The organism is Capnocytophaga sp. oral taxon 323 (assembly GCF_001278825.1).
In the GTDB taxonomy this organism is placed as follows: domain Bacteria; phylum Bacteroidota; class Bacteroidia; order Flavobacteriales; family Flavobacteriaceae; genus Capnocytophaga; species Capnocytophaga ochracea.
Genome location: NZ_CP012589.1, coordinates 1,872,083 through 1,897,748 on the forward strand (window position 1 = coordinate 1,872,083; position 25,666 = coordinate 1,897,748).

The window sequence follows — 25,666 nt, forward strand, 5'->3', positions numbered from 1 at the left end:
TATTATATTGCAAAGTTGCGATTTTTTAAGTAAAAAAATACTGAGGTGCCTATTAGTTACATACTAAGGAATTTGAGTTATATTAAAGTCTTTTATAGGTTTATAACCTTTCCTTTGGTCAGTAGTAACTTGTGCTGTTTTCCTTCCTCTTTTTCCTCCTATGGTAAATTCATCAACCTAAACGCTATCATTCAATTTGTGCAATTCACTGGATTTCATAGCTTCACAAACTTTTTGCATAAAATAGTGTTCCTGCAGTAGGACTTTCTGTGTCAAATCCATAAAAATCTTTTCTGACCATATTTGCGACAGCAATATCCATCTTCCCATTTTGAAGAAACTAAATATTCTTCGCAATCTAAGTCAGTTTTAAAGCGTTTAGTAAACTATAAGAGGTTTTGTTCATTAAATAATCTCATAATGCATTAATTTTCAGAGTGTAAATATATGAAATTATTTTGACATCTCAATTTCTGATTTCTCGGTATTTTCTTTTTTCTTGTCGGTATCGTTATTCTCTTTGGTAGCATCTTTGAACTCGCGAATACCTGTGCCCAGACCGCGCATTAATTCGGGAATTTTCTTGCCTCCAAAGAGCAATAATATAAGGGCTACAATGATGACTACTTGCCAGGGACCTACTACCCCTAAAAATATACTTAGCATAGTTATTAGATTTTAGTTGTTAGTTATTAGTGAATTAGGTATGTCGGAATTGTCAAACTTAACGGACGATTCTGAACAAAGAAATAATATATAGTGCAAAATTACAAAACTTTTTTGAATTGGCAATCTTTTTCTAACGACTAAATTCTATTGACTTGATAATAGCTTCGAGTTCGAAGAGCATATCGCGTTTGGCAACGCCTGGGGCATATAAAAAACCTTCGGCTACTACCAGGCGGTTATGGGCTTTGTCTTCAATAATATAATTGATATAAGGGCCTCCAAGGGCGAAATCTTTTACTTCCCACAAGCCTTTGCTTTCAATGGTTTTACGTCCTTTAATTTTCATTTCGCTAATGCTGGGAGCTAAATAGGTTTCGGTAACCATATACATACCTTCTTTGGGGCCTGGAATATATTTTTTGCCTATGGAGTCGCGCATCTTTACGATGGTTTTAGCGCGCCCTTCTTCATCGGCAGGGATACTTCCCAAAGGCATTTCGTAAAGGATAATACTTGCTCTCCCGCCTTTGATAGGGCGTTCTATCCAGAAGAAATTGTCGCCGTATTTTCTCACCTGGTACACGGCGGGCATCACGAATTTGAAGCCTAAGGTTTGTTCTACTTGTTTGTCTTTGCTAAGGGCATTGTTAAAACGATGACGTGTTTCTTTCAGGTCGTTGTTCTTGAACGCAAGGATAAACTGGTCGTGAAATTCTTCGACTTTACAGGCTATATCGCGCACTTGTTTGCCTTGTACTTCGCATACTACTTGTGGTTTGGCGTATACATCGTCGCTAATCGTTGCTTCATTTTTATTACCGCGATGCACAATGAGCACATTGCGACTGTTACGGGTGTTGCCTTCAAATACTTGTGGGGGCACTTGATGTAACGAAAAGATAGGTTCTTCGGTAGGTAGCCCATCGATAGGGGCGGCGAAGTAACGGCGAATGGTATCGCCTACGGCGCCTTCCCAGAGGTCGTTATCGATGACCACGGCGAGGGTGTTGATTTGCCCTACTGAAGAGGGGAGGTAAGTTTCTCCGTTTTTATTGTTGCTATTGTTACAACCCAATAGGAGCAAGGAGCAGGCGATACTTGCAAATAGAAAGCGTTTCATAAAAATAACTGATTATTTCTTTATAAGAAAAGATACAGCTAAAATCGTTCCAAAATCACTTTTTTGGTAAAAAATATTGTTAGATTAGGAAGAAGGTGCGAGCCGCACGGGCAGATTAATTAGCAGATGAAAGAATTAGAAAATTAGCAAATTAGAAAATGAGAGAATGAGAGAATGGGAAAAATGAGGTAAATGCCAAAAATACCAAACAACCAACTTTTGCCAAAGGTCGTAGCACGACGGGCGGGTGGAAAATACCAAAAATACTAAACAATCAACTTTGCCAAAGATTTGAAACCAAAACTGTAAGGAAGATTTATAAAGTACTGATTTTTAACTATGTTTTTTTGTAGGAATACTGTGTAAGTATTATCTTTGCAAAAAAAAAGTTATGACCACTATAATAAAGAATAGAAAAAGAATTTCAAATATCTTTTCTAAGATAGAAGATAAAGAGTTAGAATTTCTTGTAAAAGAAACAGGAGTCGATAAATATAGCAAAAAACTTAAAGGAATAGAAATATTTAAGTTACTAATTTTCGGTACTTTGACAGATGATAGAGCTAGTCTAAGAACCTTTGAAAACTTTTATATCACGAATTTCTTTAAAATGATTGCTAAGATATCACTTACTAAAGTCATATCACACAGTAGCATTGCAGAAAGGATTGCTAAAATAAATGTAGTTTTCTTTGAAAGACTTTTTGCTTATTGCGTAAAGAAGTATGCACCTTTTTTAGAAGAAGGAATTACTTCTAAAATAAGTAGTTATGATTCTACAATAGTGAGTATCTCATCCAAACTACTCCATTTAGGAATGCAAAATGGACAGAAGAATAAAAAAGATGAGCAAGGAAAGCTAAGCTTAAAATTCACCATAGGATTTTCAAACTTACCATTCAAGTGTAAAATTCATCACCAGCAAGAAATGATAAGTGAAGATTTAGCACTTGGTGATATTCTCAAGGAACATACTGCTAATAAGGAAGATATAGCAGTGTTCGACAGAGGAATGAAAGACAGATTTGATAGAGGGTAGACTGCTAAAGAAGGATGAGAAGAGAGGAGAAATTAAAGAAGAGAAGATACTGTTTTTAAGTAACTTAACCGATGATTTTAGTGATGAGCAAATAGCCGGAATTTATAGAAATCGTTGGAAGATAGAGCAGTATTTTCGTTTTATAAAGCAAAAGCTTAACTTTAAACATTTCTTTTCAAGAAATCTCAATGGCATACAAGTAATGATGTATGTGATATTAATAGCATCAATATTACTATTGACATACATAAAAGAAGAAGGATTGAAAGGCTATAAAATCCCTAAAAGGCGATTTTGTTATGGTTTACAAGATGAAATAATTAAAGAAATTGTAATCCATTGCGGAGGAGATCCTTCAAAAATGTATTCTTATTCAGATAGTTAAAAATGTTCCTTACAACCTTAGTTTGAAACTTTGGCAAAGTTAATTATCAGTATTTTTGGCATTTCTGGCATTTCTGGCATTATCAGTATTTCTGGCATTATTGGTATTTTTAGTATTATTGGTATCATTATTTTTGTTTTATAAATAATAATTCACTACCTTTGTACCGAATTTAATCACATACGTTATGAAAACACGTACAAAAATCTTAATTGTAATAGTTATAGCTCTTTTGGTTGCTCTCTTAGCACAAGACATCGACAGTCTATTAAACTCTTTTTATGAGGGGTATGAAAAAGGTAAACAACGCTGATGACTTTTATAATGCCTGTATGTGATGACCCTGCCAACATTTTCCTTAATTCGTATTTTTAATAATAAGCATATGAAAAAATCAAAACCAAACCGAATTATAGGCGCTTTCCTAATACTAATGGCAATCGCCTATCTGTACAACAACTGGACTTCCGCCAAACAAGGGTTTCTTGAAGGATTGTTCGGACAATAGTTATTAACATTAATACTCGTTTGTAATATGAAAACAAAAGAATCAGAAACAGTATCCATACCCAAAATGATATTCTTAGCCATTCTACTATGGTGGTTCTTATATGGCGTTTTTTATGCCTTAGGAGAGTTTGTAGGGAATATCCAGAAAGACTTATGAATTTTCTTACCTCAGTCCGTCGCCTTATTCTTAGTAACAAAAGACTAACCCTTGTAGCTGTTATCTTGTCTATGTTTTTTATTTATAGATTAGGGAAAGCTACAGGCGAATTTTTGTATTATATCTCTCATTAAACCTTTATATTATGTGGTTAGTTATTGTATTTTTATGTATCTTTTTAGCCAGTGCTTATCGCGAGAAAAATAAAGAAAGACGCTTGTTACTTTCTATTATTTGGGCGATAGCAATACTCCTTACCATAGGCTTTCAAATAGGAAGAGACCGCGCAAAAGCCGATATAACTACAGAAGAATCTGTGATTTCAAAAACTAAATAATAAGAATACTCATATAGCTCACACCCCCGAGTCCCTTTATTAGCGTGAGCTACAAGCTCACGCCCCATTCTCTCATTTCCTCATTTCCTCATTTTCTAATTTTCTAATTTGCCACATACTCAGCTGTCATAAATTTTACCTTTTATCTTCCAAAAACTTTTTTTGCTTTTTATTTGCTTTTATCTTTTTTGTTTATATCTTTGTCCTCTAAAACAATCGTAAGTTTTAGAATGTTAAACGAAACTATTATATTATGAATGAATTAACAGAAAAAGACCGCCAATTGCTCATTAAAAAAGGGATCTCCGAAGAAATACTCGAAGCCCAAATAGCGCAATTCAAACAAGGAATTCCTCCTATACAACTGTATAAAGCCGCTGTGATAGACGATGGTATTATTCCGCTCAGCAAAGAAGAAGCCGCCAAGTACGCTGCTATTTATCAAAAACGAAAGCGCGGTAACACTATCCTCAAATTCGTACCTGCCTCTGGTGCGGCTACCCGTATGTTTAAAGCTCTTTTCGCTTTCCGAGACGATTTCGAACCCGATCGTGAGTCATTTATAGCTTATGTCAATCGAACAGGTAACAAGGAAGTTAAAACCTTCTTCGAAGGTCTCGAACGCTTTGCCTTTTATCCTATCTTAAAAGCTGCTATTGATAAAAATCACCCCGACTTTTCCTCACTAAACGAAGATATCCAAAAACACATCATCGTCAATACGCTTCTCAATGAAGAAGGGTTGGGCTATGGCAATATGCCTAAGGGATTATTACCTTTCCATAAGCATTCCGAGAAAATCGCCACTCCTTTTGAAGAGCACTTCCGCGAAGCAGTACTTTATGCCTCCGATGAGGAAGTAGCACACCTACACTTCACCATCACCGAGCAGCATACCGAAGCTTTTTATAAGGAACTTAACCATATCAAACCTATACTCGAAGAACGCTATAACATTACTTTCGATGTAACTTTCTCTTACCAAAAACCAAGTACTGATACAATTTCGGTAACCGAAGATAATGAGTTTTTCCGCGACGAAGAAGGTAATTTAGTCTTCCGCCCTGCGGGTCACGGAGCGCTACTCAGCAACCTCAACGATATCGATGCCGACATCATCTTCATCAAGAATATTGATAATGTGGTAGTGAAAAAGTATACCGATGAGACCGTGTTTTACAAAGAAGCGCTCGCCGGAAAACTATGTGAAGTACAAGACGAAGTGTTTAAAATCCTACATCGTATAGATAATGATAAGATTAAAAAGAAAGAGATTAAGCATATCCTCGATTTCCTCAAAGAAATTAATATCTCTGTTCCCGATTATCTCTATAAATTCCGCCGTCAATATGCTATGGAGTTTATCAAAGAGCAACTGAATCGCCCTATACGCGTATGCGGAATGGTGAAGAACGAAGGAGAACCCGGTGGAGGTCCTTTCTGGGTGAAAGATGGAGAAAACTATAGTTTACAAATCATCGAATCTGCACAGGTGAATATGGCAGATGCCAAGCAAAAGGAAATTTTCCAGCAATCTACTCACTTTAACCCCGTAGATTTGGTTTGTGGCACGAAGAACTATAAAGGCGAGAAATTCGATTTACAACAGTACGTAGATCCTAACCAAGCCTTTATAACTTCCAAAACCTTTATGGGCAGACCGCTAAAAGCTCTCGAACTCCCTGGTTTGTGGAACGGCTCAATGGCTCACTGGATTACCCTATTCGTAGAAGTACCTATCATCACCTTCAACCCCGTAAAAGTAGTAAACGATTTATTGAAGAAAACTCACCAAGGATAATTCTTTATTAACAATTGATATTATAAGAAAGCGTTGGCAAAGGTCGTGCTACGACCTTTGCCAACGCTTTTTGTGCAATCCCTTTTATCTTTTATTCACATACCCAGCTGTGAGCCTCGCTGGCTTTACCTTTTACCTTTTACCTTTTATCTTTTACCTTTTACCTAACTATACACCCCCCCGTTGATATTAATCACTTCTCCGGTGATATACGAAGCTTTTTTAGATACCAAAAACGATACGAGGTCGGCTACTTCTTCGGCTTCCCCAAAACGACCTACCGGTATAAGTTTCACGAGGTCTTCTTCGTTGAGCGAAGAGGTCATATCAGTGCGGATAAAACCAGGAGCAATGGCATTCACGGTGATGTGTCTTTTGGCTACTTCTTGTGCTAAGGCTTTGGTAGCCGCAATAATGGCACCTTTGGCAGCCGAATAGTTAGTTTGCCCTGCGGTTCCCTTCACTCCCGATACCGATGAGATATTGATAATACGTCCATAACGATGGCGTAACATCTTTTGGATAAAGAAATTAGTTACATTGTAGAAGCCATCGAGGGTAGTGGAAATCACCTTGCTCCAATCCTCTTGGGGCATCCACATAAAAAGTCCATCGCGGTTAATACCCGCATTGTTCACAATCACCTCTACTACGGCATCTTTATTGTCGTGTTGCCATTTGGTGAGGGCTTCGGTAGTGCTTTGGTGGTCAGAAACGTCAAAGCGTATAATCTCTCCCTCACGTCCTAATTTCCTGATGTGATTAAGGGTTTCAAGTGCAGCTACCTCATTGCTTTGGTAAGCAATGAGTAAATGATAATCGGTGTCTTGTGCGAGCTTTTCGCATATAGCGCGCCCTATACCTCGCGAACCACCTGTAATAATAGCATACTTTCTCATTTGTTTTTTTATTTAGTTTTACTTCTTTTTTTGTTTTCTATCATTAGTCCGACAAGTCAGATTGTTCTATTTTTTCAATCACGCTGTCGTTACACTTTGGCAAAGTTTCAAACTTTGCCAAAGTTGAAAAACATTCTATTTCTTCAACCACGATGTGGCTTCCTTCAAGTAAGTATAAAACACCAAATCTTCCTTAAAGAACGGAATAATGGCTCTTATTTCCCTATACCATTCTTTTGTAGTGCTCGAAAGCTCGTCATAACATCCCAAAATATCGATAGCCTGCGCAATGGTGATAGCCTCAATAGCAAGCACCTGAAAAGCGTTGTCTATCACTTTATGAGTAAGGGTCGCCGCATTGGTACCCATACTCACAATGTCCTGATTGTCGTTATTGTTCGGGATACTATGCACATACATCGAGGTAGAGAGGGTTTGGTTTTCGGCAGTAGTAGAGGTAGCGGTGAATTGCACCCCTTGCATACCGAAGTTAAAGCCCAATTTCCCTGCGTTTACAAACGGTGGCAATAGCTCGTTGATTTTAGGATTCAAAAGGTAGTTGAGTTGTCGCTCAGCAAGCATTGTCATACGGGTAACTACCAGTTTAAGCTTGTCCATTTCAAGGGATATATAATCGCCGTGGAAGTTACCCCCGTGATATACCTGTTGGGTAGGCACATCTACTATTGGGTTATCGTTAGCCGAGTTCAGTTCCTCTTCTACGATGCGCTCAGTATGGGCAATGGTGTCGTATACAGCCCCGAGTATCTGTGGTACACAGCGCAAGGAGTAGTATTCTTGCACCTTTTCTTTAAATACAGTTTCGTTGTGTTCCCCTTTGTAAAGGTGTTCTGCACGCTTGCGGGTGCGCTTGCTGTCGTGCAAGAAGTCGCGCATCATTCGGGCGATTTCTTTTTGCCCAGTATGTTGTTTGGCATTGTTTAACTCTTCTGAAAAATGGTCGTCATAAGTCTGTACTAGCTCGTTGATAGCCGTTGTGAACTTCACTGTCCAATCCAATAGCTTTTGTGCGTAATACACATTCACCCCTGCCAAGCCCGTCATTACCGAGGTGCCGTTCATCAACGAAAGCCCTTCGCGCAAATGTATTTGTAGCGGTTTGAGTCCTACTTCGGCAAATACTTCCGCCGTAGGTCTGCGCACGCCTTTGTAGAACACTTCTCCTTCGCCTATGAGCACTAAGGCGAGATGGGCTAACTGCACAAGGTCGCCACTAGCTCCCACGCCTCCGTGTTGGAAAATAAGCGGGGTAATGCGGTAGTTCAATAGGTCGCGCATCAGTTCAATTGCCTCTATATGCACTCCCGATTTGCCTAACGACAAGCTCGTAAGCCTACACAATATAGCTGCACGCACGGTTTCTTCATCAAACACCTCCCCTAAGCCCGAACTATGACTGCGGATAAGGTTGTATTGCAACTGCAATTGGTCTTCTTTTTCAATGCGGTATTGCGCCATCGGTCCAAAGCCCGTATTCACGCCATAGATGATTTTGTTCTCTGCAAAGTCTTTTAAGAAAGCGTAACTCTCTTCTATGAGGGCTTTAGCTTCTTTGCTAATAGCCACTTCTTTCTTATCAAAAACGATATCTTTAAAATCGCTGTAAGTACGCAATGTTTTCATTGTTTTTAGTTATTAATATAAATCAAGTTTTGTGTTATGTCGTAGGGGCAAAGTCAACGAGCTGGCGCAGCTGAGTATGTGAGACAATTCACCCTATTAATATCAAGGCAATTCTCTCCATTAGTAATCTGGCGACAAAGATAATAACTAATTTGTAAATTAGCAAAATTTAGTACTTAGTTTTTAGTCATCAGTGATGTCCTGAGCCTCTCCGAGATTTTCTGAGAACTCCGATTAACTACACACCCTCATTTTTTAATTCTCTAATTTTCCACCTGCTCGTGTAGCTCTCACCTCGTCGTGCTACAACCCTTAGTAAAATTGATACACTGATAATCAGTCGCTTTTTCAGTATATTGTAGGGGGCGATTTGCAAATCGCCCTCTAAAAACAAGCCTATTGAGTCGTAATCTATTTTTGTTTGACTATAATATCTATTCAATATATACAATACTGATTTACAATTGTATTTGTATTATAATCCGTGAAATCCAGCAACGAAGTTGCCAATCCGTGCACATCACATTTGTCAATTGTCAATTGAAAAACTATCCGTGCAATCCGTGTAATCTGTGTGTAGTTTGCAAGCTGGCATAGCAGAATATGTATTTGTTGCCTATTTGTTTGATTTGTAAAGAATTGTAAGATTTCTGTAGCGTAAGCTACACTTTTGTTGCATCGAACTTACGTTAGTTATTTTATGTCCGACAAATCTAACCAGTTGCCAATGATATTAGCAGATAATAGCACTATAAACTCAACTAATCTTCGATTATAATTTGATTAATCATCATTGTAGAGCCACTGTAGAGCCACTGTAGAGCCACTGTAGACCCACTGTAGACCCACTGTAGAGCCACTCATCGTTCACCCTACCTTTATCTTACCCCCACTCTACCTCCTGACAAACCTTGTCTTTCACCCTAATAGCCATCACTACTTTTTACTCACACCTAAATTATTTATTTTTTTAATCGATTTTTCTTTTATTCTCTCATTTCCTCATTTCCTCATTTTCTAATTTTCTAATTTTCTAATTTCCCTCATATCTTTTACCTATCCAATGCACATTATTTAATTTTTTTTCGTACCTTTGTCGCTCACTATTGTGCGATAGATATGAAGCACTTCATCATCTTACTTATCATTCTTTTGGGGCATTTCCCCACCACAACAGCTCAAAATCAGGACTTGCCCTTTGTCCCACCTATCTATAACTACTCTCAAACTCAATACAAGGCAGGCTTGCAAAATTGGCAAATAAGCCAATGCAAAACGGGCGTCCTCTACGTGGCTAATAACCAAGGGCTACTTACTTTCGACGGACAGGTATGGCAACTCCACTATCTGCCCCAGAAAAAAATAGCCCGTTCTGTTTTTGCCGATAATAACGATTCCAAACTGCGCGTCTATGTAGGCTCTTTCGAAGAGTTTGGCTACTTCCAGCGCAATGCTCAAAACCAATTGATCTACACTTCTCTAAAAGACCAACTCAAAGATTACCGCTTTCACAACGATGAAGTCTGGCGCATATTCAAGCATCAAGATAAGATTTACTTCCAAACTTTCTCCTCCTATTTTGTGTTCGACGGCAACCAAGTACGCGCTTTCAGCCCTAAACCCGCCCCTTTTGCAATGTTCTCCGACGGCAATACCCTCTATATGCAAGGCGTAAATGCCGACTTTTATACCATCGACCCTCAACATCGCCTCCATCAAAAACTCTCTACTAACAGCTTAGGAGGATTGGTAATCGCTACTATCCCCTATCAAAAAGAACTCCTTCTGGTAACCGACAAGAATGGCTTGTTCTTTTTCAACCCTCAAACCGACCAGTTGCGCAAGTTCACTACCGATATCGACGCTCTATTACCCTCCATTAGGCTGAACCGTGCGCTCATTACCGATGAAGGTAACCTCATCTTAGGAAGCCTTTCCGAAGGTTTGTATGCTATCAATGTCAGCACAGGTAAACTCCTGTGGCATATTCACAAGAAAAACGGACTGAACAATAACACCGTACTCGGGCTTTATGAAGATATCCAGCGCAACCTCTGGGTAGCCTTAGACAACGGTATTGCTATGATTGAAATCCCTAGCAAACTCCGCTTCTTAAATTTAAATGGCGATGTAGAGCTCATCAGCGATATGGCTGAGCAAGGTAACTCTTATTACTTAGCCTCTAATAAAGGAGTCTTTTCCCTTACTAACGGAAAACTCAACAAACTGCCCAACTTCTCAAGCCAAGTGTGGTTCGTAAAGCAGTTCGACCACCAGTTATTTGTAGGACATAACAAAGGAGTCTCCGAACTCGTAGGTGACCAATTACGTCCCCTCAGCAATGTAGGCGTCGGAGGTATGGATTTAAAGAAGGGAACGATTCACGGTCAGGAGGTGCTCGTCGGCTCTTCGTATTCTGTACTTACTATTTACAAGAGAAACAAAGCTGGCAGGTGGGAGCCTTCACATATCGTCGATGGCTTCTTCGACCTTACTTATCGCATCGAAATAGACCCTATGGGCAACATCTGGACAAATCACATCTATAAAGGCGTCTGCAAACTTTCACTTACCGAAGACCTAAGAAAGGTGAAACACAAAACAGTGTTCAGTAAACCTAAAACCAAAGAAGCCCTTCGCCTCCTCAAAATACGCGGAAAAGTAGTCTTTGCCGACGGCTCTCAATTCTACTACTACAACGAAGATAAAGAAGAAATTGTACCTTATACTATCCTCAATGAACAACTCCCTCAGCTCACCAAAACCCGCAATATAGTACCCGTAAACGATAATTGGTTCTGGTTTATCACTGCCACCGATTACTTTTTAGTTTCCTTTGCCGATGGTCAATACAAAATAACCGAAAAGATTGCTTTCGATGAGCTCCAACACCCCACCACCGAAGACCGCGCCTCAGTATTCGTGTCTTCCGATGGTGCTTCTTTCTTTTGTTTAGACGGTAGTATCGCCCGTTATACCGATAATGCCCCTCAAACCACCTACCCCTATAATCTCAGCCTAAAAAGCCTCCGCTCCTACGACCGCGATACCGACCAATATCTTTTGGAAGAAATTACCGCCAATCCTTCTTTCCCTTACGCCAAAAACAATTTGGTGTTCCAATTTCAGTATCCCAATTTTAGTAAAGAACATTACCAACTGTGGTACGTCTTAGAAGGATATGACAAGCGGTGGACGCAAGCCGACCCCGATTTTAGCATCAGTTATCAAAATCTCCCCCCTGGTAAATACAGGCTCAAAGTAAAAGTGCTCAACGAACTAAACAAAGAGCTCTCCCTCTATTCTCTCCCGTTTCAAATCACCACCCCTTGGTATAAAAGCCTTTGGGCTTATATATTCTATTTCGTCAGCTTCATCGGGGTAAGTATCGTAGCAACAGCTATCTACTTCCGTTATAAAATGAAGAAAAAAGAGCGTTCCTTCTTGCGTGAAAGAATACGTCGCCAACGCCTGCTCGAGTCACGCGAACAAGAAGTAACCAAACTCCAAAACCAAATGCTCGCCAACCAGTTAGAGTACAAGAGTAAGGCTCTTGCCGAAGCCACTATGCTAAACATCAGGCGCGACGAGTTCCTTACCAATCTCATAGTAGAGCTCGAACAACTAATGGACAACCAGAAAGTAAGTAAAGCCAAAAGTCATCTTATTTTGCAACATATCCGCGAGAATATCTCAGAAGAAGACCAATGGGCAGTATTCCAAGAAAACTTCGATATGATTCACAAGAACTTCTTCAAGAATCTCAAAGAGCGTTTCCCTTCACTCACCACCACCGATTTGCGCATTTGCGTACTGATAAGGCTTAATTACACAACCAAAGAAATCGCCACTATGCAAGGTGTATCCATTCGTGGGGTTGAAACTGCCCGTTACCGTATCCGCAAAAAACTCAACCTTTCCGAAAACGATAACCTATACGACTTTTTTGTAAAATTCCAGTAAAAAACTAAGAGAGATGTGAGACGGTTGTAAGATAGAATTTAGAAAAGGAAAAAATATTATTTTTTGCGTATCATTTTTTAGTTATGATTTTATTTTGTACCTTTGCACACTTAAAAGAGTTTGAATTGTTATGCCAAGAATCTATTACAGAGAGAGGAAACTACACGGTCACCCATTAAGAAACGAGGTGATTACCGTTGATTTATTCAATAAAATCATACAACTCAGTGCTTTCATTCCCGAAGATGCCTTGCAGATTTTTGAGCTTCCTCAGAAAACATCGTCGTGGGCTTTCTGGAACAACACCAAAGGTTTTAAGTATGCTGTAGTGTGGAATACTGAAAAACCTCACACTACCTATGAATATGGAGATTTTTATCTACCGAAATCTATTGTGTTCTTTGATGAAAAAGACGCTTATTTTCCTTCTGATTATTATTTTATTGTAAATATAGACAACCAATTGGAACTGAGTCATAGTAGGGCAGGAGCTGATACCGCTTGGTATGAACAACCTCAGTTACGCAGTAAAGTAACTAATCCTAAACTCATCAAACGCTTCGAAAAGAGTATCAAAGAACTGTATAAACTTCTAAAGAAAAATTAGCAAATTAGCAGATTAGCACATTTGCAAATTAGACAAATGTTTACAACTGAATACGATGTGATAGTAGTGGGCGGAGGACACGCAGGTGCTGAAGCTGCCGCTGCGGCTGCCAATATGGGAGCCAGCACACTACTGATTACTATGAACTTACAACATATCGCCCAAATGAGCTGTAACCCTGCTGTGGGAGGTATTGCCAAGGGGCAGATAGTACGCGAAATAGATGCCTTGGGGGGCTATATGGGGATTATCACTGATAAAACCGCTATTCAATTTAAAATGCTCAACCAATCGAAGGGGCCTGCTATGTGGAGTCCGCGTGCACAATCTGACCGTATGGGTTTTTCGGAAGCGTGGCGATTGCAGTTGGAAAGTCTGCCTACACTTGATTTCTTTCAAGGAATGGTAAACGACCTTCTGATAGAGAAAGACAAAGTAGTAGGAGTACGCACTTCGTTGGGGATTACTATCAAAGCGAAGAGTGTAGTGCTCACTAATGGTACTTTTTTGAACGGAGTGATGCACATAGGAATGAAACAGTTTGGCGGAGGGCGTGCAGGTGAACCCGCAGCATACGGCATCACCGAGTGCCTCGTACAACACGGTTTTGAGGCGGGACGTATGAAGACAGGTACGCCTCCACGTGTAGATGCACGCTCGCTTGATTTCAGTAAGATGATTCCTCAACCGGGCGATGAGCAACCACAAAAGTTTTCTTTCTCTGCTGAAACACAGCCGCTCGCAGTGCAAAAAGACTGCTATATGACGTACACCAGCGAGCGCGTACATAATATATTGCGCACAGGCTTCGACCGTTCGCCTATGTTTCAGGGCATTATCCACGGGGTAGGACCGCGCTATTGCCCTTCGATAGAAGATAAAATCAATCGTTTCGCCGACAAAGACCATCATCAGCTGTTTGTAGAGCCCGAAGGCTGGCATACTGTAGAGATGTACGTGAACGGTTTTTCGACTTCTTTGCCCGAAGAAGTGCAATATGCTGCCCTGAGTCAGGTAGCTGGTTTTGAGAAGGTGAAATTTTTCCGCCCAGGATATGCGATAGAGTACGACTATTTTCCGCCTACCCAACTGAAACATACCCTTGAAACAAAACTTATAGAAAACTTGTACTTTGCAGGGCAAATCAACGGAACTACAGGCTATGAAGAAGCCGCTGCACAAGGACTAATGGCAGGCGTGAATGCGGTACTGAAAATACGCGAGCGAGCTCCTTTTGTACTGAAACGCGACGAGGCCTATATAGGAGTTTTGATTGATGACCTCATCACCAAAGGCACCGAAGAACCTTATCGTATGTTTACCTCACGCGCTGAATACCGCACCCTCTTGCGACAGGATAATGCTGACAGACGATTGACTCCGTTAGGGTATGAAATAGGTACTGTAAGTGAAGCGCGCTATCGTGCGTGGGAAGCCAAAGAACGCAAGGTGAGTGGATTTATCACTTATATAAAGGAATTGAGTGTTACCCCCGAAGAGGTAAACCCTATACTCGAAAAATACGAGTCATCACCAATGAAACAAGGCGACAAGTTCCAAAAGGTACTTTCTCGCCCCGATGTAACTCTTGCTGACTTTGAGGCTATAGACCGTATTGCCGAATATATAAAGAAGAACGAACTTACCGAGGAAGAAAAAACCTGCGCAGAAGTGGAGGTGAAATACGCTGGCTATATAGAAAAAGAGCGCAATAATGCTGATAAACTCAACCGCTTGGAGAGTGTGCGCATTCCCGATAACTTCGATTACGACAAGATAGTATCGCTCTCGTTTGAAGGGCGCGAGAAGCTGAAAAAGATACGCCCTGTTACTCTTTCGCAAGCCTCGCGCATCAGTGGGGTATCGCCAGCGGATATCAGTATATTGCTGATATATATGGGAAGGTAATTGGTGTGAGGTCGTAGCACGACAGGCAGTTGTAGCACGACAGGCGGCAGTGAGCCATACAGACGATTGCAAAATAAAGGAATCGAGAAGGGAAGATTAACTTAGAGCCTAAACATTTAGCGTAATGCGGTGTTTAGGTTTTTGTTTTATAGATATTATTGTAAGTTCCGTTAGTATGTAAGTTAAATTTATCAATGGTTAATTGCTAATTGTGAATTGTTTTGTATCTTTGCACCCGAAATGAGTGGTTATGGCAAAACTGAAGCTATCGACAGAGTTTTTTTGCGATTATAAACTTATCGCTCTTCACACCCATTTGGAAGACTATCAGTTGGCGTATTTCTTAAATAAAACGCTACATTTGCAGTTGGCTAAGACAAAAGGAAAGGCTTGTTTGACGATGCCTTCGGGAGGACAGTTTTCCTATTATACTTGGGAGGACACCTCTACGGATATTACTTGGCATTGTATAGCTAACAAACTGCAAGACACACAAGCTCCTACCGCTGTGGTTACCCTTTTTGAAGAACTGCCACAGGTGCAATATTTGGTTGAGAACGAAAAGAAGGTGGATTACTTTTTGAAGATAGATACTGAAGGGCGGCTGGATATACCGAAAATTTTAAATCGGCTTCGTGAAGTACCTGCCACTACCGCACGAGAAATAGCAATTGATACCTTAGATAAAAAATATAAATTGATTTTTCAAGAATGTTAAATACAAAGAAAACAAAGATTGTAGCGACCTTAGGTCCAGCGACCGAGAGTCCTGAGGTGATAAGAGATATGATGGTTGCAGGGGTAAATGTATTCCGCATCAACTTCTCGCACGCCGATTACGACGATGTGCGCAACCGCGTGCAAATGATTCGCCAAATCAACGAAGAAAACGGCTTTCATACCGCTATCCTCGCTGACCTACAAGGTCCTAAATTACGTGTGGGGGTAATGGAAGACGACGCTACGGTATACCCTGGAGACCGAGTTACTTTCGTTACCGGAGAGCCCTTCGTAGGTACTAAAGAGCGCGTGTATATGAACTACAAAGCTTTCCCGATGGACGTGAACCCAGGAGAGCGTATCTTGTTAGACGATGGGAAGCTCATCTTTGAAGTAGAATTCACCAACCGCGAAGACGAGGTAGTAGCGGTAGTAGTGCAAGGCGGTCCGCTGAAATCTAAAAAGGGCGTGAACTTGCCTAACACCAAAATATCACTCCCTGCGCTTACCGAAAAAGACGTGCGTGATGCCCTTTTTGCTATCACACAAGACGTAGACTGGTTTGCGTTATCGTTTGTGCGTCACCCTGAAGACATTCAGGATTTAAAAGACCTCATCAAAGAGAATGCAGGTCACGAAATTCCTATCATTGCCAAGATAGAAAAGCCAGAAGCCTTGGTGAATATTGATAAGATTATGGCAGCTTGTAATGGGATTATGGTTGCCCGTGGTGACCTTGGAGTAGAAATCCCTGCTGAAGAAGTGCCTCTTATCCAAAAAGAATTGGTGCGCAAAGCTAAATCACACCACATTCCGGTAATCATCGCTACCCAAATGATGGAAAGTATGATTTCCAGTTTGACACCCACCCGTGCTGAGGTAAACGACGTAGGAAACTCGGTAATGGACGGTGCTGATGCGGTAATGCTTTCAGGCGAAACTTCGGTAGGAAAATACCCTGTACAGGTAATTCAACAAATGACTCGCATCATCAAGAGTGTAGAGGATTCGAATTTGATACAAGTACCACTTGTTACACCTTTTATCCGTTCGTTGCGCTATGTAACTAACACTATCTGTTTTCACGCAGCCAAGATGGCGAACGACACCAATGCCAAAGTGATTACTTCGCTTACAAACAGTGGGTATGCTGCTTTCCGCATTTCGTCGTACCGACCTAATTCGCACATTCTCATCTTTACTGCCAACAAGCGTATCCTCACCCAGTTGAACCTCTTGTGGGGGGTAACTACTTTCTACTACGACCGCTTTGTTTCTACTGATGAGCTTATTGAAGACATTAACCACATTGCCAACGAAAAAGGCTACGTGGATATGGGTGATATAATGATAAGTCTCGTATCGATGCCAATGCAAGGCAAGGGAATGGTAAACACTTTACGCGTATCGGAAATCGACTCGTGTGCGGTGAATTTTGAGAAGAAAAAGAAGAAATAATTTTAGAGGGTTAATATTTGAGAAAGGTCGTTTGGCAAGGTGCTGAACGACTTTTCTTATTATTGGTTGCAGTACGACAGGCGATTACTTGGGCGAGCCGGACTGGTTATACAAAGCTGAAGGCTGACAACTAATTGTTAAATTGATAAATTTGCTTTATCTTTGCACCCAAAGAGGAACAGATACGCAGTTTTTTGGAGTGTGATAATTAGCCGATTTGGACAATAATCTAAGAGCTAAAACTAACGACTAATAACAAATACCATGATAAGGAAAATATTTATTTTTACGAGTCTGCTATTAGCAATCGCTTGTAGCGACAAAAAAGAGAAAGAAATAGCAGCGATTCCGATGAACTTTGATTGGATACGTCTTGATTCGCTCTTTATGAAGACTCCCGACGCAAAAATGGGTGAGTTAAGTGCACAGTATCCTTATTTTTTCACTCAGAGCGTTACTCCCGAAGAGTGGTGTGAGATACGAAAGGGTTCTATCTTCCCTGATATTCCTGCTTTTGCGAATCTGCATTATGCCGATTTGTACGGAGAAATTGAAAAGAGTGTAGGTACACTTTCTGCTGAGAAGAAAGAGATTAAGAATTTGTTTCAGCATATTAAGTATTATTTTCCCAAGTTTGAGCCACCTAAGGTAGTGATGCTTATCAGTAGGGTAGCTTATGAAACCCGAGTGATTTATGCCGATAGTCTCTTACTTATCGGTACAGATAATTACTTAGGAACTCAACACAAATACTACCAAGATATGGATAAGTACATCAGAGCTGATTTAGACAAGAAAAACCTTGTGATAGATGTAGCTGATGCTTTTGCCGATAAACTCGTACCTCGTGGCATACACCTCACTTTCTTGGACAATATGATTTACGAGGGCAAGAAGCTCTATTTAGAAAGTGAGTTATTACCCAAAAAAACACCTGCTGACCTTTTGCGGTATGACGCAAAGAAGTACGCTTGGGCTGAGGCAAACGAAGCTGAGATATGGCGTTATTTTATAGAAAAAGAATTGTTATATCAAACAGATAAGAAACTGCTCACCCGCTTTTTGTATCCAGCCCCTTTCTCTAAATTTTACTTAGAATTAGACAACGAATCACCAGGACAAATAGGTAGATTTATAGGGTTGCGCATAGTACAAGCCTATGCCAAAAATCACAAAGAGGAATCTATGTTGAAAATTTTAGCAATGAAACCCGATGAGCTCTTTAAGCAATCACTCTATAAACCTGATAAGAATTAAAAGCGAGTTACACACGCAATTTAATTTAGAAATTAGCAGATTAGTAGGTTAGCAAATGTTTTGATTAGCTAACATCTTTTTACTTTAGAGAAATGAAAATTCTAAACACACAACAAATGCGCGAAGCTGATGCGCATACTATCTCTGCTGAAGGTATCACCTCGTGGCAACTGATGGAGCGCGCCGCAACTAAACTCTTTGAGTGGATAAAAGAACACCTCCCCAAAGAGCGAACTGTTACCGTATTGGCAGGTACGGGGAACAACGGAGGAGATGGTCTCGCTTTGGCGCGTATGCTCATAGCTGACGGTTGGCAAGTGAATACTTATCTGCTTTGCTTTAGCGAACACCTATCGCCCGATTGCCAGCAGAATAAAGAACTCTTAGAAGCACAAGGAATTGCAATTGCCGAAATACGAGCCGAACAAGTAAATAATATTACGTTTGGTAAGATAGTGATAGATGCTGCTTTTGGCATTGGACTCAACCGTCCAGCTCCTAAATGGATACAACAAATATTTGGGAATTTAAATAACTCTAACAGCTATATATTAAGTGTAGATATGCCCTCGGGTCTGCCTACCGAACGTATTCCGTCTCCCGAGGAGATTTGGGTACACCCTCACCAAGTGCTCACTTTTCAAACCCCAAAATTGCCTTTCTTCCTTCCCTCCACAGGTTGCTATATCCGTAAGTGGGAAGTGCTCAACATAGGTTTAGACGAGCATTTTTTAAAGACTCTTCACCCGGATTTCTACTATCTCGAATCCGATATACAGCAATTACAACGACGACGTGCTAAATTTTCGCACAAGGGTACTTATGGGCACGCGTTACTTGTAGGTGGGAGCTATGGTAAAATAGGGGCAGTAGTGCTTAGCGGAACAGCCGTATTGCGCGCAGGGGCAGGTCTACTTACCGTTGCAATTCCCCAATGTGGTTATAACATACTGCAAACTGCCCTACCTGAGGCGATGGTACTCACCTGTGAGGAAGAAAAACATTATAAGACAGTAGAGATTTCTTTTACACCCTCTGCCATAGGCGTGGGTATCGGTTGGGGTACGCATCCCGAAACTGCCTCAGCTCTCTTTGGTCTTTTTCAACAATACCCTGATACACCTTTTGTAATAGACGCCGATGCGCTGAATATCCTCGCTCAACACCCTGAACAATTAAAAACCCTTCCAAAAAATGCAATTCTCACGCCACACCCTAAGGAATTAGAGCGTCTTATAGGTAAGTGGGACGACGACCTGCACAAGCTCACTAAAGCCAAAGCCTTTGCCAAAGAGCACAAAGTAATACTTCTCATCAAAGGAGCCTATACGATGATGACCGATGGAGAAAAATATTGGATAAATTCCTCTGGAAATGCAGGAATGGCAACGGCAGGTAGTGGCGATGTGCTTACCGGAATGCTTACGGGCTTACGGGCTCAGGGTTATAGTGCGGTAGAAGCTGCTTGCTTAGGTGTCTTTTTACACGGTTTACAAGGTGACCGTGCAGCAAAAAAAATGGGTATGGAACGCCTTATTGCACGTGACCTTTTATAGCCTTGGCACGGTTTTTGCCCATATGTTAGCGGTTTATCATTAAAAACTCACAAATAATGAAAAGACTTATCCTAAGTATGGCAGTAATAGCAACGTTTCTCACCAGTTGTGGCAACAGTAAAAATGCTGTGAGTTACACTCCCGCTGAGAACTATTTTGTCAATAATACTTTCCAAAATACAAAAGTAGAAACTTTAAAAATCGACTCACAAGCTGATTTTGACCGTATCTTTGGAGGCGCTACTACTATCACAGCGCGTCCCACCGCTATTGATTTCAGCAAACAGAGCGTTTTAGCTATCGTGGCTCCTGCCAGCAATAAGGAAGTAAAAATAGTGGTAAAAGCCTTAGAAACCACACTTACAGGTGGTATTTTGGTAAAATATACCATAGATGAAGGTAAAGATTTAGGTCATACTGCCCAATCTTCTGAAATACTCATCGTAAACAAAACCGATAAAGAAGTAGAGTTTAGAGAAGTATTTTAAACAGTAGTAAAATCCCATCGCTATTATTTTATATAACAATAGGGGAGACAGTTTACATAAACTGTCTCCCCTCTCTTTTTGATTAACATCAGTCGGGTATAACCAAATGCTATTTTCTCTTTTATATCGCCATACTCCCCTCTTTACGACTTTATAGCTCGCACCTCCGAGTTTCTCAGAGTCTTTCCGAGACCTTCAGTAAGTCGTCTGTCCTTTCTCTTATTTTCGCCTCGAAACCCTGTTTTTAACATTTTTAGCCTTGTTGTATTACAGTATGAATCAACTACTTATACACCCTTTCTATACCAATCGTCCAAGATTCGTATAAGCTTCCTATAAGCTCTCTATAAGCTAAGCACACCCATCTTACTCCTTATTTTGCACCTTTTACCTCAATACGCCCTTCCGAACCTTTCCGTTTCCTTCCGAAAGCTCTGACCAGTCCTATTTGTCCGACAAGTCAGACCTGTCAAAAAACCTTTTTTATCACTACCCATTTGCTAATTTTCTCCTGCCCGTGTGGCTCGCACCTGTGAGAACTGACGTTTTTTAGAATATATAAGTGTAACCAACATTAATAGTAGCTTGATGGCGAGTTACATAGTTTCCTTTTTGCCAAAAAGAGCCTCCGTATTCTCCATAAATAGAGAGTATAGTTTTATCGGTAGCGTAGATTTCTATCCCAGCGAGGAGGTGAAGAGAGAGGTTGAGAGTACCTCCTGTGGAGCTTTGGTAGTTTACGTCTTGGGTTTTAAACTGATGCCATATAGGAGCGTTGAACTGTAATCCCCCACCTGTAAGGAGATAAACATTGTTATTTACAGGAGTAAGCACTTCTAATCTCACAGGTACTTCAAGGGTGGCTACCCTTAGCAGGGAGTATTCTTTTTCACTCTCTTTAAAGTTTCCTTGTGAAAAATGAGATACTCCTAATCCTGTTTCCAAACGGAAGTTTCTTTCGGGATAATAGTGTATTTGTAAATGACCGTGTTCAAAAATCCCGAAGGTTTGAAAATCGTTGCTTACCATTTCGGCAAAACCTATACCGGCAGAGGGTATGAATGACCATTTCACATATGGAATACTATCTTTGGCGGTTCCTTTTTCTTGGCTAAAAGCACTAACAGTAGCGCATAATAATAACAGGGATAATAATAACTTTTTCATTTGTATTTTGTTTAGGTGTTAGTACTGTTTTTTATTTTCCAAATAGATAGCACAATAAGCAGTAATAGGGCAGTAATGCCTATTACTGAGGGCTCATAGAAAATATGGGTAATGAGCAGGAGTACAGCTACTATAAGGATAAATTTGTACATTTAGGTTAGAGTTTTAGAGGTTAAATAACTTTGCCAAAGTGTGAAACTTTGGCAAAGTGTGGTGATGCAAAAATAATCTTGAAACTTTTTATACAGTTTATTTATTTTTATCTCATTTGTGCATAATAAGGAATATTATTCTCTGGGGTATTAGCACTTTGTAAGGTATAAGCAGGATTGGTATAACGTCCGATTCTTTTAGAAAGTTTGGTTACATAAAAACCATCAGAGGCTATATTTGCGAAATAATCCATAGCAGACCGTGCTCTTTGTAAAACTGTACTATTAGCAGGAGCCTGCCATTGAGCAGATAAAGTATTTTCTGCTTTATTCTTGAGATAAAGACGTTTGTTTCTTAACTCATAATCAAAAGTTGCTGTGTAATACGCTTCTGTTCCACTAAAGTTATAACCTAAAGCTACAAGACATTTTGTGCCTTGAAAAACTAATTGTGTTCTTGTGAAATCGGTAGTGCTATTTACTTTTAAGACATTTTCATAGAAAGGAGTACTTGTAATATTTGTATATTTTTTCATTTCATCTGTAAGTAAGATGAATGCTACTATTTTTGTATTAACATCTTTATAATCATCTGTAACAAATACATCAGGAGGTGTTAATGAAAAATATACTTCTGCCGTTACCCCGTCTACGGTGGCTTTATAGGTAGGAGGGGTGGTACTATCATCACGGGTTAGTTCAGTAAACTTCTTGCCTTGTATAGTAAGGGCAGGTTTAAAGGCTACTCCTGTTTTAGTAGCCATTGTCGAAGCTAATGAGGGTGTATTAGAGTTGAGAGGTGCTACCCCTATAAGCCCGTTTTGCATACCAATTTCATAATCAGTACTAGTGCCATTAGCAGTTACTTTCATATAATAATTAGACATATTCTCAACCAAGGTACTGAGATTACTTGAAAGCGTAGTAATGTCTGTCCAATCTTGTGCTGTAGCGGGTTCGAAATATACAAACTGCTCAGTAGATTTGCGCTGGGTTTTGAATTTAAGTTTGTTCCCCTCTTTACCATAATAAATAAATTCGAATTCCCCTGCATACCCTTTACCTCGTATTCCTTGCATTGCATCTGCTAATTCGTGAATATAATTTTTAGTGGTGAAAGCAAGCATAGTACCTTGTCCCTCTTGTATTTCATATTTACTGGTGGTAGGAGAGATTGTACTACTATTGAAATCGGATACCATTGTTACAAGACCTTCGGGGGTAAACTTCATCAAAAAATGGTAGCCACCAAATACGCCTTCTTTAGTAAAATAGGTAAGTTTCCAGCCTTGCTGAGCAGTAGTAAGTTCTTTACGCAATTCGGCTTGACTTTCTTCAAAACGTTCCGAAGGGTTCTTGTCGAACAAGCTATCGGGTTCGTTCTTTTGGCAAGCAACCAGTGTTGCCAATACTATTAGTGTGAATATTATCTTTTTCATCGTTCATCAGGTTTTTATTGTAATACAGAAAGCATTTGTTCTTCTACTTTGGCTTGTAGTGCGTAAAAGTCTATATTCCATTCGCTTTTAAAATAGGCTACTACAAATTCTTCTTTCTTGCGAATAGCTTCTTTAGCCTTGGTATCTGTAATAGCCTCTACTTTAGCATCCCAAGCAGTTTTGCTCATCCCAAGCATTGTAGAGGTCATTTCGGCAAAGTCTTCTACATCATTGGCTCTAGCATAATTGGTAATAAAGCCCAACTCGTTAGCTTCATCATTTCTATAGTTTGCCCAAACGGAGGTATAGTTGGGGGTTATTTTGCCAAACTCAGTAGAATAGGGTTTTTTCTGGTTGATAATATGGCAATACTCGTGCTGAATGGTATGAAAATACCGGCGAGTGCCAACGTGATTGGTAAGGTCGAGCTGGTCGACATTAAAAAGAGTAATTTTCATACCACTATCGGCAAAACCAAGAGTAATTGTACCGTTTTCATTAACGTTATAACCTCCTACCAATGAAATTTGTCTTGGAGCCACTTCTTTTATAAAGTTAGCTCCTGCTATTTCGGAATAGCTATCTATCCAAACCTTTTTAACTACTTCAAGCATAGGTTTTATCTTGCTTTCGGTAGGGGGATATAGAAACTTGTTAAACTCGAAATCGGAATCTTTCCAGTTGTAAGTAACTATAATGTTATAAGGTTTTTGGAAATTGTTGTATATATAAGTATCCAATTCAGTTTGAGCTGTTACTTTGGTTTTAAGCACACTTTTATCACTAAGTGTCTCTTTTCTGTTGCAAGCCACTAACAAGAGAGTGAACATTGCTATAAAGTATATCTTTTTCATACAATTGTCAATTGTTAAATTATTAATTGATACTTGTTTTTTTTATCTTGGATTAGGAGTAATACCTGCAGCCAAGGCGTCTTCGGGTATTTGCAACTCACGACGCAAATCGCCTTTGTTGAGTTCTAAGGTTTGGTTCCCCTTTTGGTGAATTACTTTTAAACCAAAACGTTTAATATCGAACCAGCGCAATCCTTCGAAAACAAATTCTATACGGCGCAAATCGAGCAGACATTGCAACATTTGGCGCTGAGGAGTGGTAAGTGTATAAGCAGGAGAGAGCTCAGTACCTTTTCCGTTGTATTTGGTATTAAGAGCTGTTTCGGTAATGTTACTTACATCGAGTGTTTCCCCTGTTTTAAAAGGTAAATACACTTTTAGGTCTTCGATAAACTTAGCTGTTTGCCCTGTCATTACATAGGCTTCCATACGGTTAAGCAGGGCTTCGTCATAAAGCAAGAGAGTAGCCATTCCGTAGGGGTAACCTGTACCTGCTGAAACGTTGTCTACTTTAAAATATTCTTGATATTTAGGAATATTCTGTACATTCTCATTACCTCCTTGGAAATCATATGCCCAAGGCATATTAAGTGGGTGTAAGCTTCTTTGCGACAAATAGACAGATAAAGTAGCCGTCATCCCGTATTTATTACGACTAAGGTTTCTTTGATATTTGGAAGAGGCTCCTGTAATCAAAGCGTTGGAAGGCTCACTGGTACTACTGTATTGCGCCTGACGTTGCAAAGTGGTAAGGGTATTTATCTTGTTTATATCGCGTACTTTGGCAGCAGGATTACTACCAAGAGCTTCATTGGCGTGTGCAATAACTTTAGCCCATTCTCCTTTTACTAAGTAGAAACGAGTAGCAAAAATATGAGCAGCTTCTTTGGTAAAGTGGAATTTGGGCTTGCTATACGAGGTATTATCGATAAGAGGTAAGCCCTCTTCGAGGTCTTTTTCGATAGCCTTATAGTATTCTTCTACCGACAAGCGTGTGTACTTAGCAAATACTACTTTCTCGGCAGCGGTTACATAAGGTAATCCTAAATCGGAAGAGGCGGTAGCAGGGTTGTAGGGCTTACACCACAACAGCCCCAACATAAAATGGGCGTAAGCGCGTGCTACGAGTGCTTCTCCTTTGAGGTAATTAAGAGAGGAACCTCCACCTAGTTTTTCTACGGCTTCTAAGGCGTGGTTAGCAGAGGCTATGGCACCCCAAGCTGCCTTCCAATAGAAAGTAGGAGCATCCCATCGGGTTTCTTTGCTATCTTTCCACTGGTAGAGTTCTGTGTTTAAGATAGAAGTTTCGGTAAGGCTTATTTTATCACCTGCATTATCACTCATTGTTTCGGCAATATCCATATACAAAGCATCAGGATAGGCACTTACCAAGAGTTCTTGTACTTTTTCGGGAGTATCGATTTCGGTACGAGTATCAGGGACTTCGTCTAAGAATTTATCACAAGAAGCGAATAGTAATCCTATGGCTACTATTCTTGTGGTGGTATATAGTATATTTTTCATCGGTGTATTCAT

The 25,666-nt window shown here is 40.1% G+C and carries 24 protein-coding genes and 1 pseudogene; 15 read left to right on the forward strand and 10 right to left on the reverse strand.

From position 1 onward, the window contains the following. Nucleotides 1–66: 66 nt before the first annotated feature. From AM608_RS12270 to AM608_RS08105, 3 genes and pseudogenes are all read right to left on the reverse strand, one after another. Nucleotides 67–386 (reverse strand): annotated as a pseudogene (locus tag AM608_RS12270) (hypothetical protein); the annotation flags it as partial. 67 nt (nucleotides 387–453) lie between these two features. Beyond that, nucleotides 454–666: a twin-arginine translocase TatA/TatE family subunit gene (gene tatA, locus AM608_RS08100; protein WP_009421490.1), complete on the reverse strand. Its 213-nt coding sequence runs from the start codon at nucleotides 664–666 to the stop codon at nucleotides 454–456. 133 nt (nucleotides 667–799) lie between these two features. After that, nucleotides 800–1,789 carry a DUF4837 family protein gene (locus AM608_RS08105; protein ID WP_009411523.1) on the reverse strand — a complete coding sequence of 330 codons (990 nt, stop codon included), beginning with the start codon at nucleotides 1,787–1,789 and terminating at the stop codon, nucleotides 800–802. 391 nt (nucleotides 1,790–2,180) lie between these two features. On the opposite strand from AM608_RS08105, the gene AM608_RS08110 reads away from it, so the two are divergent. From AM608_RS08110 to AM608_RS08130, 7 genes are all read left to right on the forward strand, one after another. Beyond that, nucleotides 2,181–2,828 (forward strand): hypothetical protein, encoded by a 648-nt coding sequence (locus AM608_RS08110; protein ID WP_053581016.1) that lies wholly within the window; start codon nucleotides 2,181–2,183, stop codon nucleotides 2,826–2,828. Beyond that, on the forward strand, nucleotides 2,815–3,213 hold the full coding sequence (locus AM608_RS08115) for a transposase (protein WP_053581015.1): 399 nt from the start codon (nucleotides 2,815–2,817) through the stop codon (nucleotides 3,211–3,213). The genes AM608_RS08110 and AM608_RS08115 overlap by 14 nt, the downstream gene beginning before the upstream one ends. 187 nt (nucleotides 3,214–3,400) lie before the next feature. Then, nucleotides 3,401–3,526 carry a hypothetical protein gene (locus AM608_RS12715; protein ID WP_255493547.1) on the forward strand — a complete coding sequence of 42 codons (126 nt, stop codon included), beginning with the start codon at nucleotides 3,401–3,403 and terminating at the stop codon, nucleotides 3,524–3,526. 72 nt (nucleotides 3,527–3,598) lie between these two features. After that, nucleotides 3,599–3,721, forward strand: a complete 123-nt coding sequence (locus AM608_RS12720) for a hypothetical protein (protein WP_009421580.1) — start codon at nucleotides 3,599–3,601, stop codon at nucleotides 3,719–3,721. A gap of 27 nt (nucleotides 3,722–3,748) precedes the next feature. Beyond that, nucleotides 3,749–3,880 carry a hypothetical protein gene (locus AM608_RS08120; RefSeq protein WP_009419051.1) on the forward strand — a complete coding sequence of 44 codons (132 nt, stop codon included), beginning with the start codon at nucleotides 3,749–3,751 and terminating at the stop codon, nucleotides 3,878–3,880. 145 nt (nucleotides 3,881–4,025) lie between these two features. Further along, the gene (locus tag AM608_RS08125) at nucleotides 4,026–4,217 is read left to right on the forward strand and encodes a hypothetical protein (protein WP_053581383.1); all 192 of its coding nucleotides are present in this window, start codon (nucleotides 4,026–4,028) and stop codon (nucleotides 4,215–4,217) included. 253 nt (nucleotides 4,218–4,470) lie between these two features. Beyond that, nucleotides 4,471–6,018 (forward strand): DUF4301 family protein, encoded by a 1,548-nt coding sequence (locus AM608_RS08130; protein ID WP_053581384.1) that lies wholly within the window; start codon nucleotides 4,471–4,473, stop codon nucleotides 6,016–6,018. A 164-nt stretch (nucleotides 6,019–6,182) separates the two neighbouring features. On the opposite strand, the gene fabG is transcribed toward AM608_RS08130, so the two are convergent. Further along, complete coding sequence (fabG, locus tag AM608_RS08135; protein WP_009410614.1) at nucleotides 6,183–6,917, reverse strand: 3-oxoacyl-ACP reductase FabG; 735 nt, start codon at nucleotides 6,915–6,917, stop codon at nucleotides 6,183–6,185. A gap of 135 nt (nucleotides 6,918–7,052) precedes the next feature. Further along, a complete protein-coding gene (gene hutH / locus AM608_RS08140; RefSeq protein ID WP_053581385.1) occupies nucleotides 7,053–8,561 on the reverse strand; it encodes a histidine ammonia-lyase in 1,509 nt (502 codons plus the stop codon). Between the two features lie 1,119 nt (nucleotides 8,562–9,680). Here hutH and AM608_RS08145 point away from each other — a divergent pair. From AM608_RS08145 to AM608_RS08180, 8 genes are all read left to right on the forward strand, one after another. Beyond that, the gene (locus AM608_RS08145; protein WP_053581386.1) at nucleotides 9,681–12,524 is read left to right on the forward strand and encodes a triple tyrosine motif-containing protein; all 2,844 of its coding nucleotides are present in this window, start codon (nucleotides 9,681–9,683) and stop codon (nucleotides 12,522–12,524) included. A gap of 130 nt (nucleotides 12,525–12,654) precedes the next feature. Continuing rightward, nucleotides 12,655–13,131: a hypothetical protein gene (locus AM608_RS08150; protein ID WP_002674818.1), complete on the forward strand. Its 477-nt coding sequence runs from the start codon at nucleotides 12,655–12,657 to the stop codon at nucleotides 13,129–13,131. 36 nt (nucleotides 13,132–13,167) lie between these two features. Beyond that, nucleotides 13,168–15,039: a tRNA uridine-5-carboxymethylaminomethyl(34) synthesis enzyme MnmG gene (mnmG, locus tag AM608_RS08155; RefSeq protein WP_053581387.1), complete on the forward strand. Its 1,872-nt coding sequence runs from the start codon at nucleotides 13,168–13,170 to the stop codon at nucleotides 15,037–15,039. Nucleotides 15,040–15,289: 250 nt separating this feature from the next. Next, nucleotides 15,290–15,757, forward strand: coding sequence for an IPExxxVDY family protein (locus AM608_RS08160; RefSeq protein WP_002674816.1), 468 nt, complete (start codon nucleotides 15,290–15,292; stop codon nucleotides 15,755–15,757). After that, nucleotides 15,751–17,217 carry a pyruvate kinase gene (gene pyk, locus AM608_RS08165; RefSeq protein WP_053581388.1) on the forward strand — a complete coding sequence of 489 codons (1,467 nt, stop codon included), beginning with the start codon at nucleotides 15,751–15,753 and terminating at the stop codon, nucleotides 17,215–17,217. Before AM608_RS08160 ends, pyk begins: the two co-directional genes overlap by 7 nt. A 264-nt stretch (nucleotides 17,218–17,481) precedes the next feature. Next, complete coding sequence (locus tag AM608_RS08170; RefSeq protein ID WP_053581389.1) at nucleotides 17,482–18,474, forward strand: gliding motility protein GldB; 993 nt, start codon at nucleotides 17,482–17,484, stop codon at nucleotides 18,472–18,474. A gap of 92 nt (nucleotides 18,475–18,566) precedes the next feature. After that, entirely contained in the window at nucleotides 18,567–20,030 is a 1,464-nt protein-coding gene (locus AM608_RS08175; protein ID WP_053581390.1) for an NAD(P)H-hydrate dehydratase, read from the forward strand. A gap of 56 nt (nucleotides 20,031–20,086) precedes the next feature. After that, nucleotides 20,087–20,518 carry a hypothetical protein gene (locus tag AM608_RS08180; protein ID WP_016478468.1) on the forward strand — a complete coding sequence of 144 codons (432 nt, stop codon included), beginning with the start codon at nucleotides 20,087–20,089 and terminating at the stop codon, nucleotides 20,516–20,518. 549 nt (nucleotides 20,519–21,067) lie between these two features. On the opposite strand, the gene AM608_RS08185 is transcribed toward AM608_RS08180, so the two are convergent. The 5 genes from AM608_RS08185 to AM608_RS08200 form a co-directional block, all read right to left on the reverse strand. Further along, the gene (locus tag AM608_RS08185) at nucleotides 21,068–21,685 is read right to left on the reverse strand and encodes an outer membrane beta-barrel protein (RefSeq protein ID WP_053581391.1); all 618 of its coding nucleotides are present in this window, start codon (nucleotides 21,683–21,685) and stop codon (nucleotides 21,068–21,070) included. An 11-nt stretch (nucleotides 21,686–21,696) separates the two neighbouring features. After that, the gene (locus AM608_RS12275) at nucleotides 21,697–21,837 is read right to left on the reverse strand and encodes a hypothetical protein (protein WP_172672751.1); all 141 of its coding nucleotides are present in this window, start codon (nucleotides 21,835–21,837) and stop codon (nucleotides 21,697–21,699) included. Nucleotides 21,838–21,944: 107 nt separating this feature from the next. After that, nucleotides 21,945–23,276 carry a DUF4302 domain-containing protein gene (locus AM608_RS08190; RefSeq protein ID WP_009421604.1) on the reverse strand — a complete coding sequence of 444 codons (1,332 nt, stop codon included), beginning with the start codon at nucleotides 23,274–23,276 and terminating at the stop codon, nucleotides 21,945–21,947. Between the two features lie 14 nt (nucleotides 23,277–23,290). Next, on the reverse strand, nucleotides 23,291–24,130 hold the full coding sequence (locus tag AM608_RS08195) for a putative zinc-binding metallopeptidase (protein WP_009421606.1): 840 nt from the start codon (nucleotides 24,128–24,130) through the stop codon (nucleotides 23,291–23,293). Nucleotides 24,131–24,172: 42 nt separating this feature from the next. Beyond that, the gene (locus AM608_RS08200; RefSeq protein ID WP_009421594.1) at nucleotides 24,173–25,654 is read right to left on the reverse strand and encodes a RagB/SusD family nutrient uptake outer membrane protein; all 1,482 of its coding nucleotides are present in this window, start codon (nucleotides 25,652–25,654) and stop codon (nucleotides 24,173–24,175) included. Nucleotides 25,655–25,666: the final 12 nt, after the last annotated feature.

Coding starts and splice junctions, on each gene's coding strand:
- AM608_RS08185 (WP_053581391.1), bottom strand. CDS start 21,685: ATGAAAAAGTTATTATTATCCCTGTTATTATTATGCGCTACTGTTAGT.
- AM608_RS08110 (WP_053581016.1), top strand. CDS start 2,181: ATGACCACTATAATAAAGAATAGAAAAAGAATTTCAAATATCTTTTCT.
- AM608_RS08130 (WP_053581384.1), top strand. CDS start 4,471: ATGAATGAATTAACAGAAAAAGACCGCCAATTGCTCATTAAAAAAGGG.
- AM608_RS12275 (WP_172672751.1), bottom strand. CDS start 21,837: ATGTACAAATTTATCCTTATAGTAGCTGTACTCCTGCTCATTACCCAT.
- fabG (WP_009410614.1), bottom strand. CDS start 6,917: ATGAGAAAGTATGCTATTATTACAGGTGGTTCGCGAGGTATAGGGCGC.
- hutH (WP_053581385.1), bottom strand. CDS start 8,561: ATGAAAACATTGCGTACTTACAGCGATTTTAAAGATATCGTTTTTGAT.
- AM608_RS08195 (WP_009421606.1), bottom strand. CDS start 24,130: ATGAAAAAGATATACTTTATAGCAATGTTCACTCTCTTGTTAGTGGCT.
- AM608_RS08150 (WP_002674818.1), top strand. CDS start 12,655: ATGCCAAGAATCTATTACAGAGAGAGGAAACTACACGGTCACCCATTA.
- pyk (WP_053581388.1), top strand. CDS start 15,751: ATGTTAAATACAAAGAAAACAAAGATTGTAGCGACCTTAGGTCCAGCG.
- tatA (WP_009421490.1), bottom strand. CDS start 666: ATGCTAAGTATATTTTTAGGGGTAGTAGGTCCCTGGCAAGTAGTCATC.
- AM608_RS08170 (WP_053581389.1), top strand. CDS start 17,482: ATGATAAGGAAAATATTTATTTTTACGAGTCTGCTATTAGCAATCGCT.
- AM608_RS08175 (WP_053581390.1), top strand. CDS start 18,567: ATGAAAATTCTAAACACACAACAAATGCGCGAAGCTGATGCGCATACT.
- AM608_RS08145 (WP_053581386.1), top strand. CDS start 9,681: ATGAAGCACTTCATCATCTTACTTATCATTCTTTTGGGGCATTTCCCC.
- AM608_RS08180 (WP_016478468.1), top strand. CDS start 20,087: ATGAAAAGACTTATCCTAAGTATGGCAGTAATAGCAACGTTTCTCACC.
- AM608_RS12715 (WP_255493547.1), top strand. CDS start 3,401: ATGAAAACACGTACAAAAATCTTAATTGTAATAGTTATAGCTCTTTTG.
- AM608_RS08125 (WP_053581383.1), top strand. CDS start 4,026: ATGTGGTTAGTTATTGTATTTTTATGTATCTTTTTAGCCAGTGCTTAT.
- AM608_RS08190 (WP_009421604.1), bottom strand. CDS start 23,276: ATGAAAAAGATAATATTCACACTAATAGTATTGGCAACACTGGTTGCT.
- AM608_RS08105 (WP_009411523.1), bottom strand. CDS start 1,789: ATGAAACGCTTTCTATTTGCAAGTATCGCCTGCTCCTTGCTCCTATTG.
- AM608_RS12720 (WP_009421580.1), top strand. CDS start 3,599: ATGAAAAAATCAAAACCAAACCGAATTATAGGCGCTTTCCTAATACTA.
- AM608_RS08120 (WP_009419051.1), top strand. CDS start 3,749: ATGAAAACAAAAGAATCAGAAACAGTATCCATACCCAAAATGATATTC.
- mnmG (WP_053581387.1), top strand. CDS start 13,168: ATGTTTACAACTGAATACGATGTGATAGTAGTGGGCGGAGGACACGCA.
- AM608_RS08200 (WP_009421594.1), bottom strand. CDS start 25,654: ATGAAAAATATACTATATACCACCACAAGAATAGTAGCCATAGGATTA.
- AM608_RS08160 (WP_002674816.1), top strand. CDS start 15,290: ATGGCAAAACTGAAGCTATCGACAGAGTTTTTTTGCGATTATAAACTT.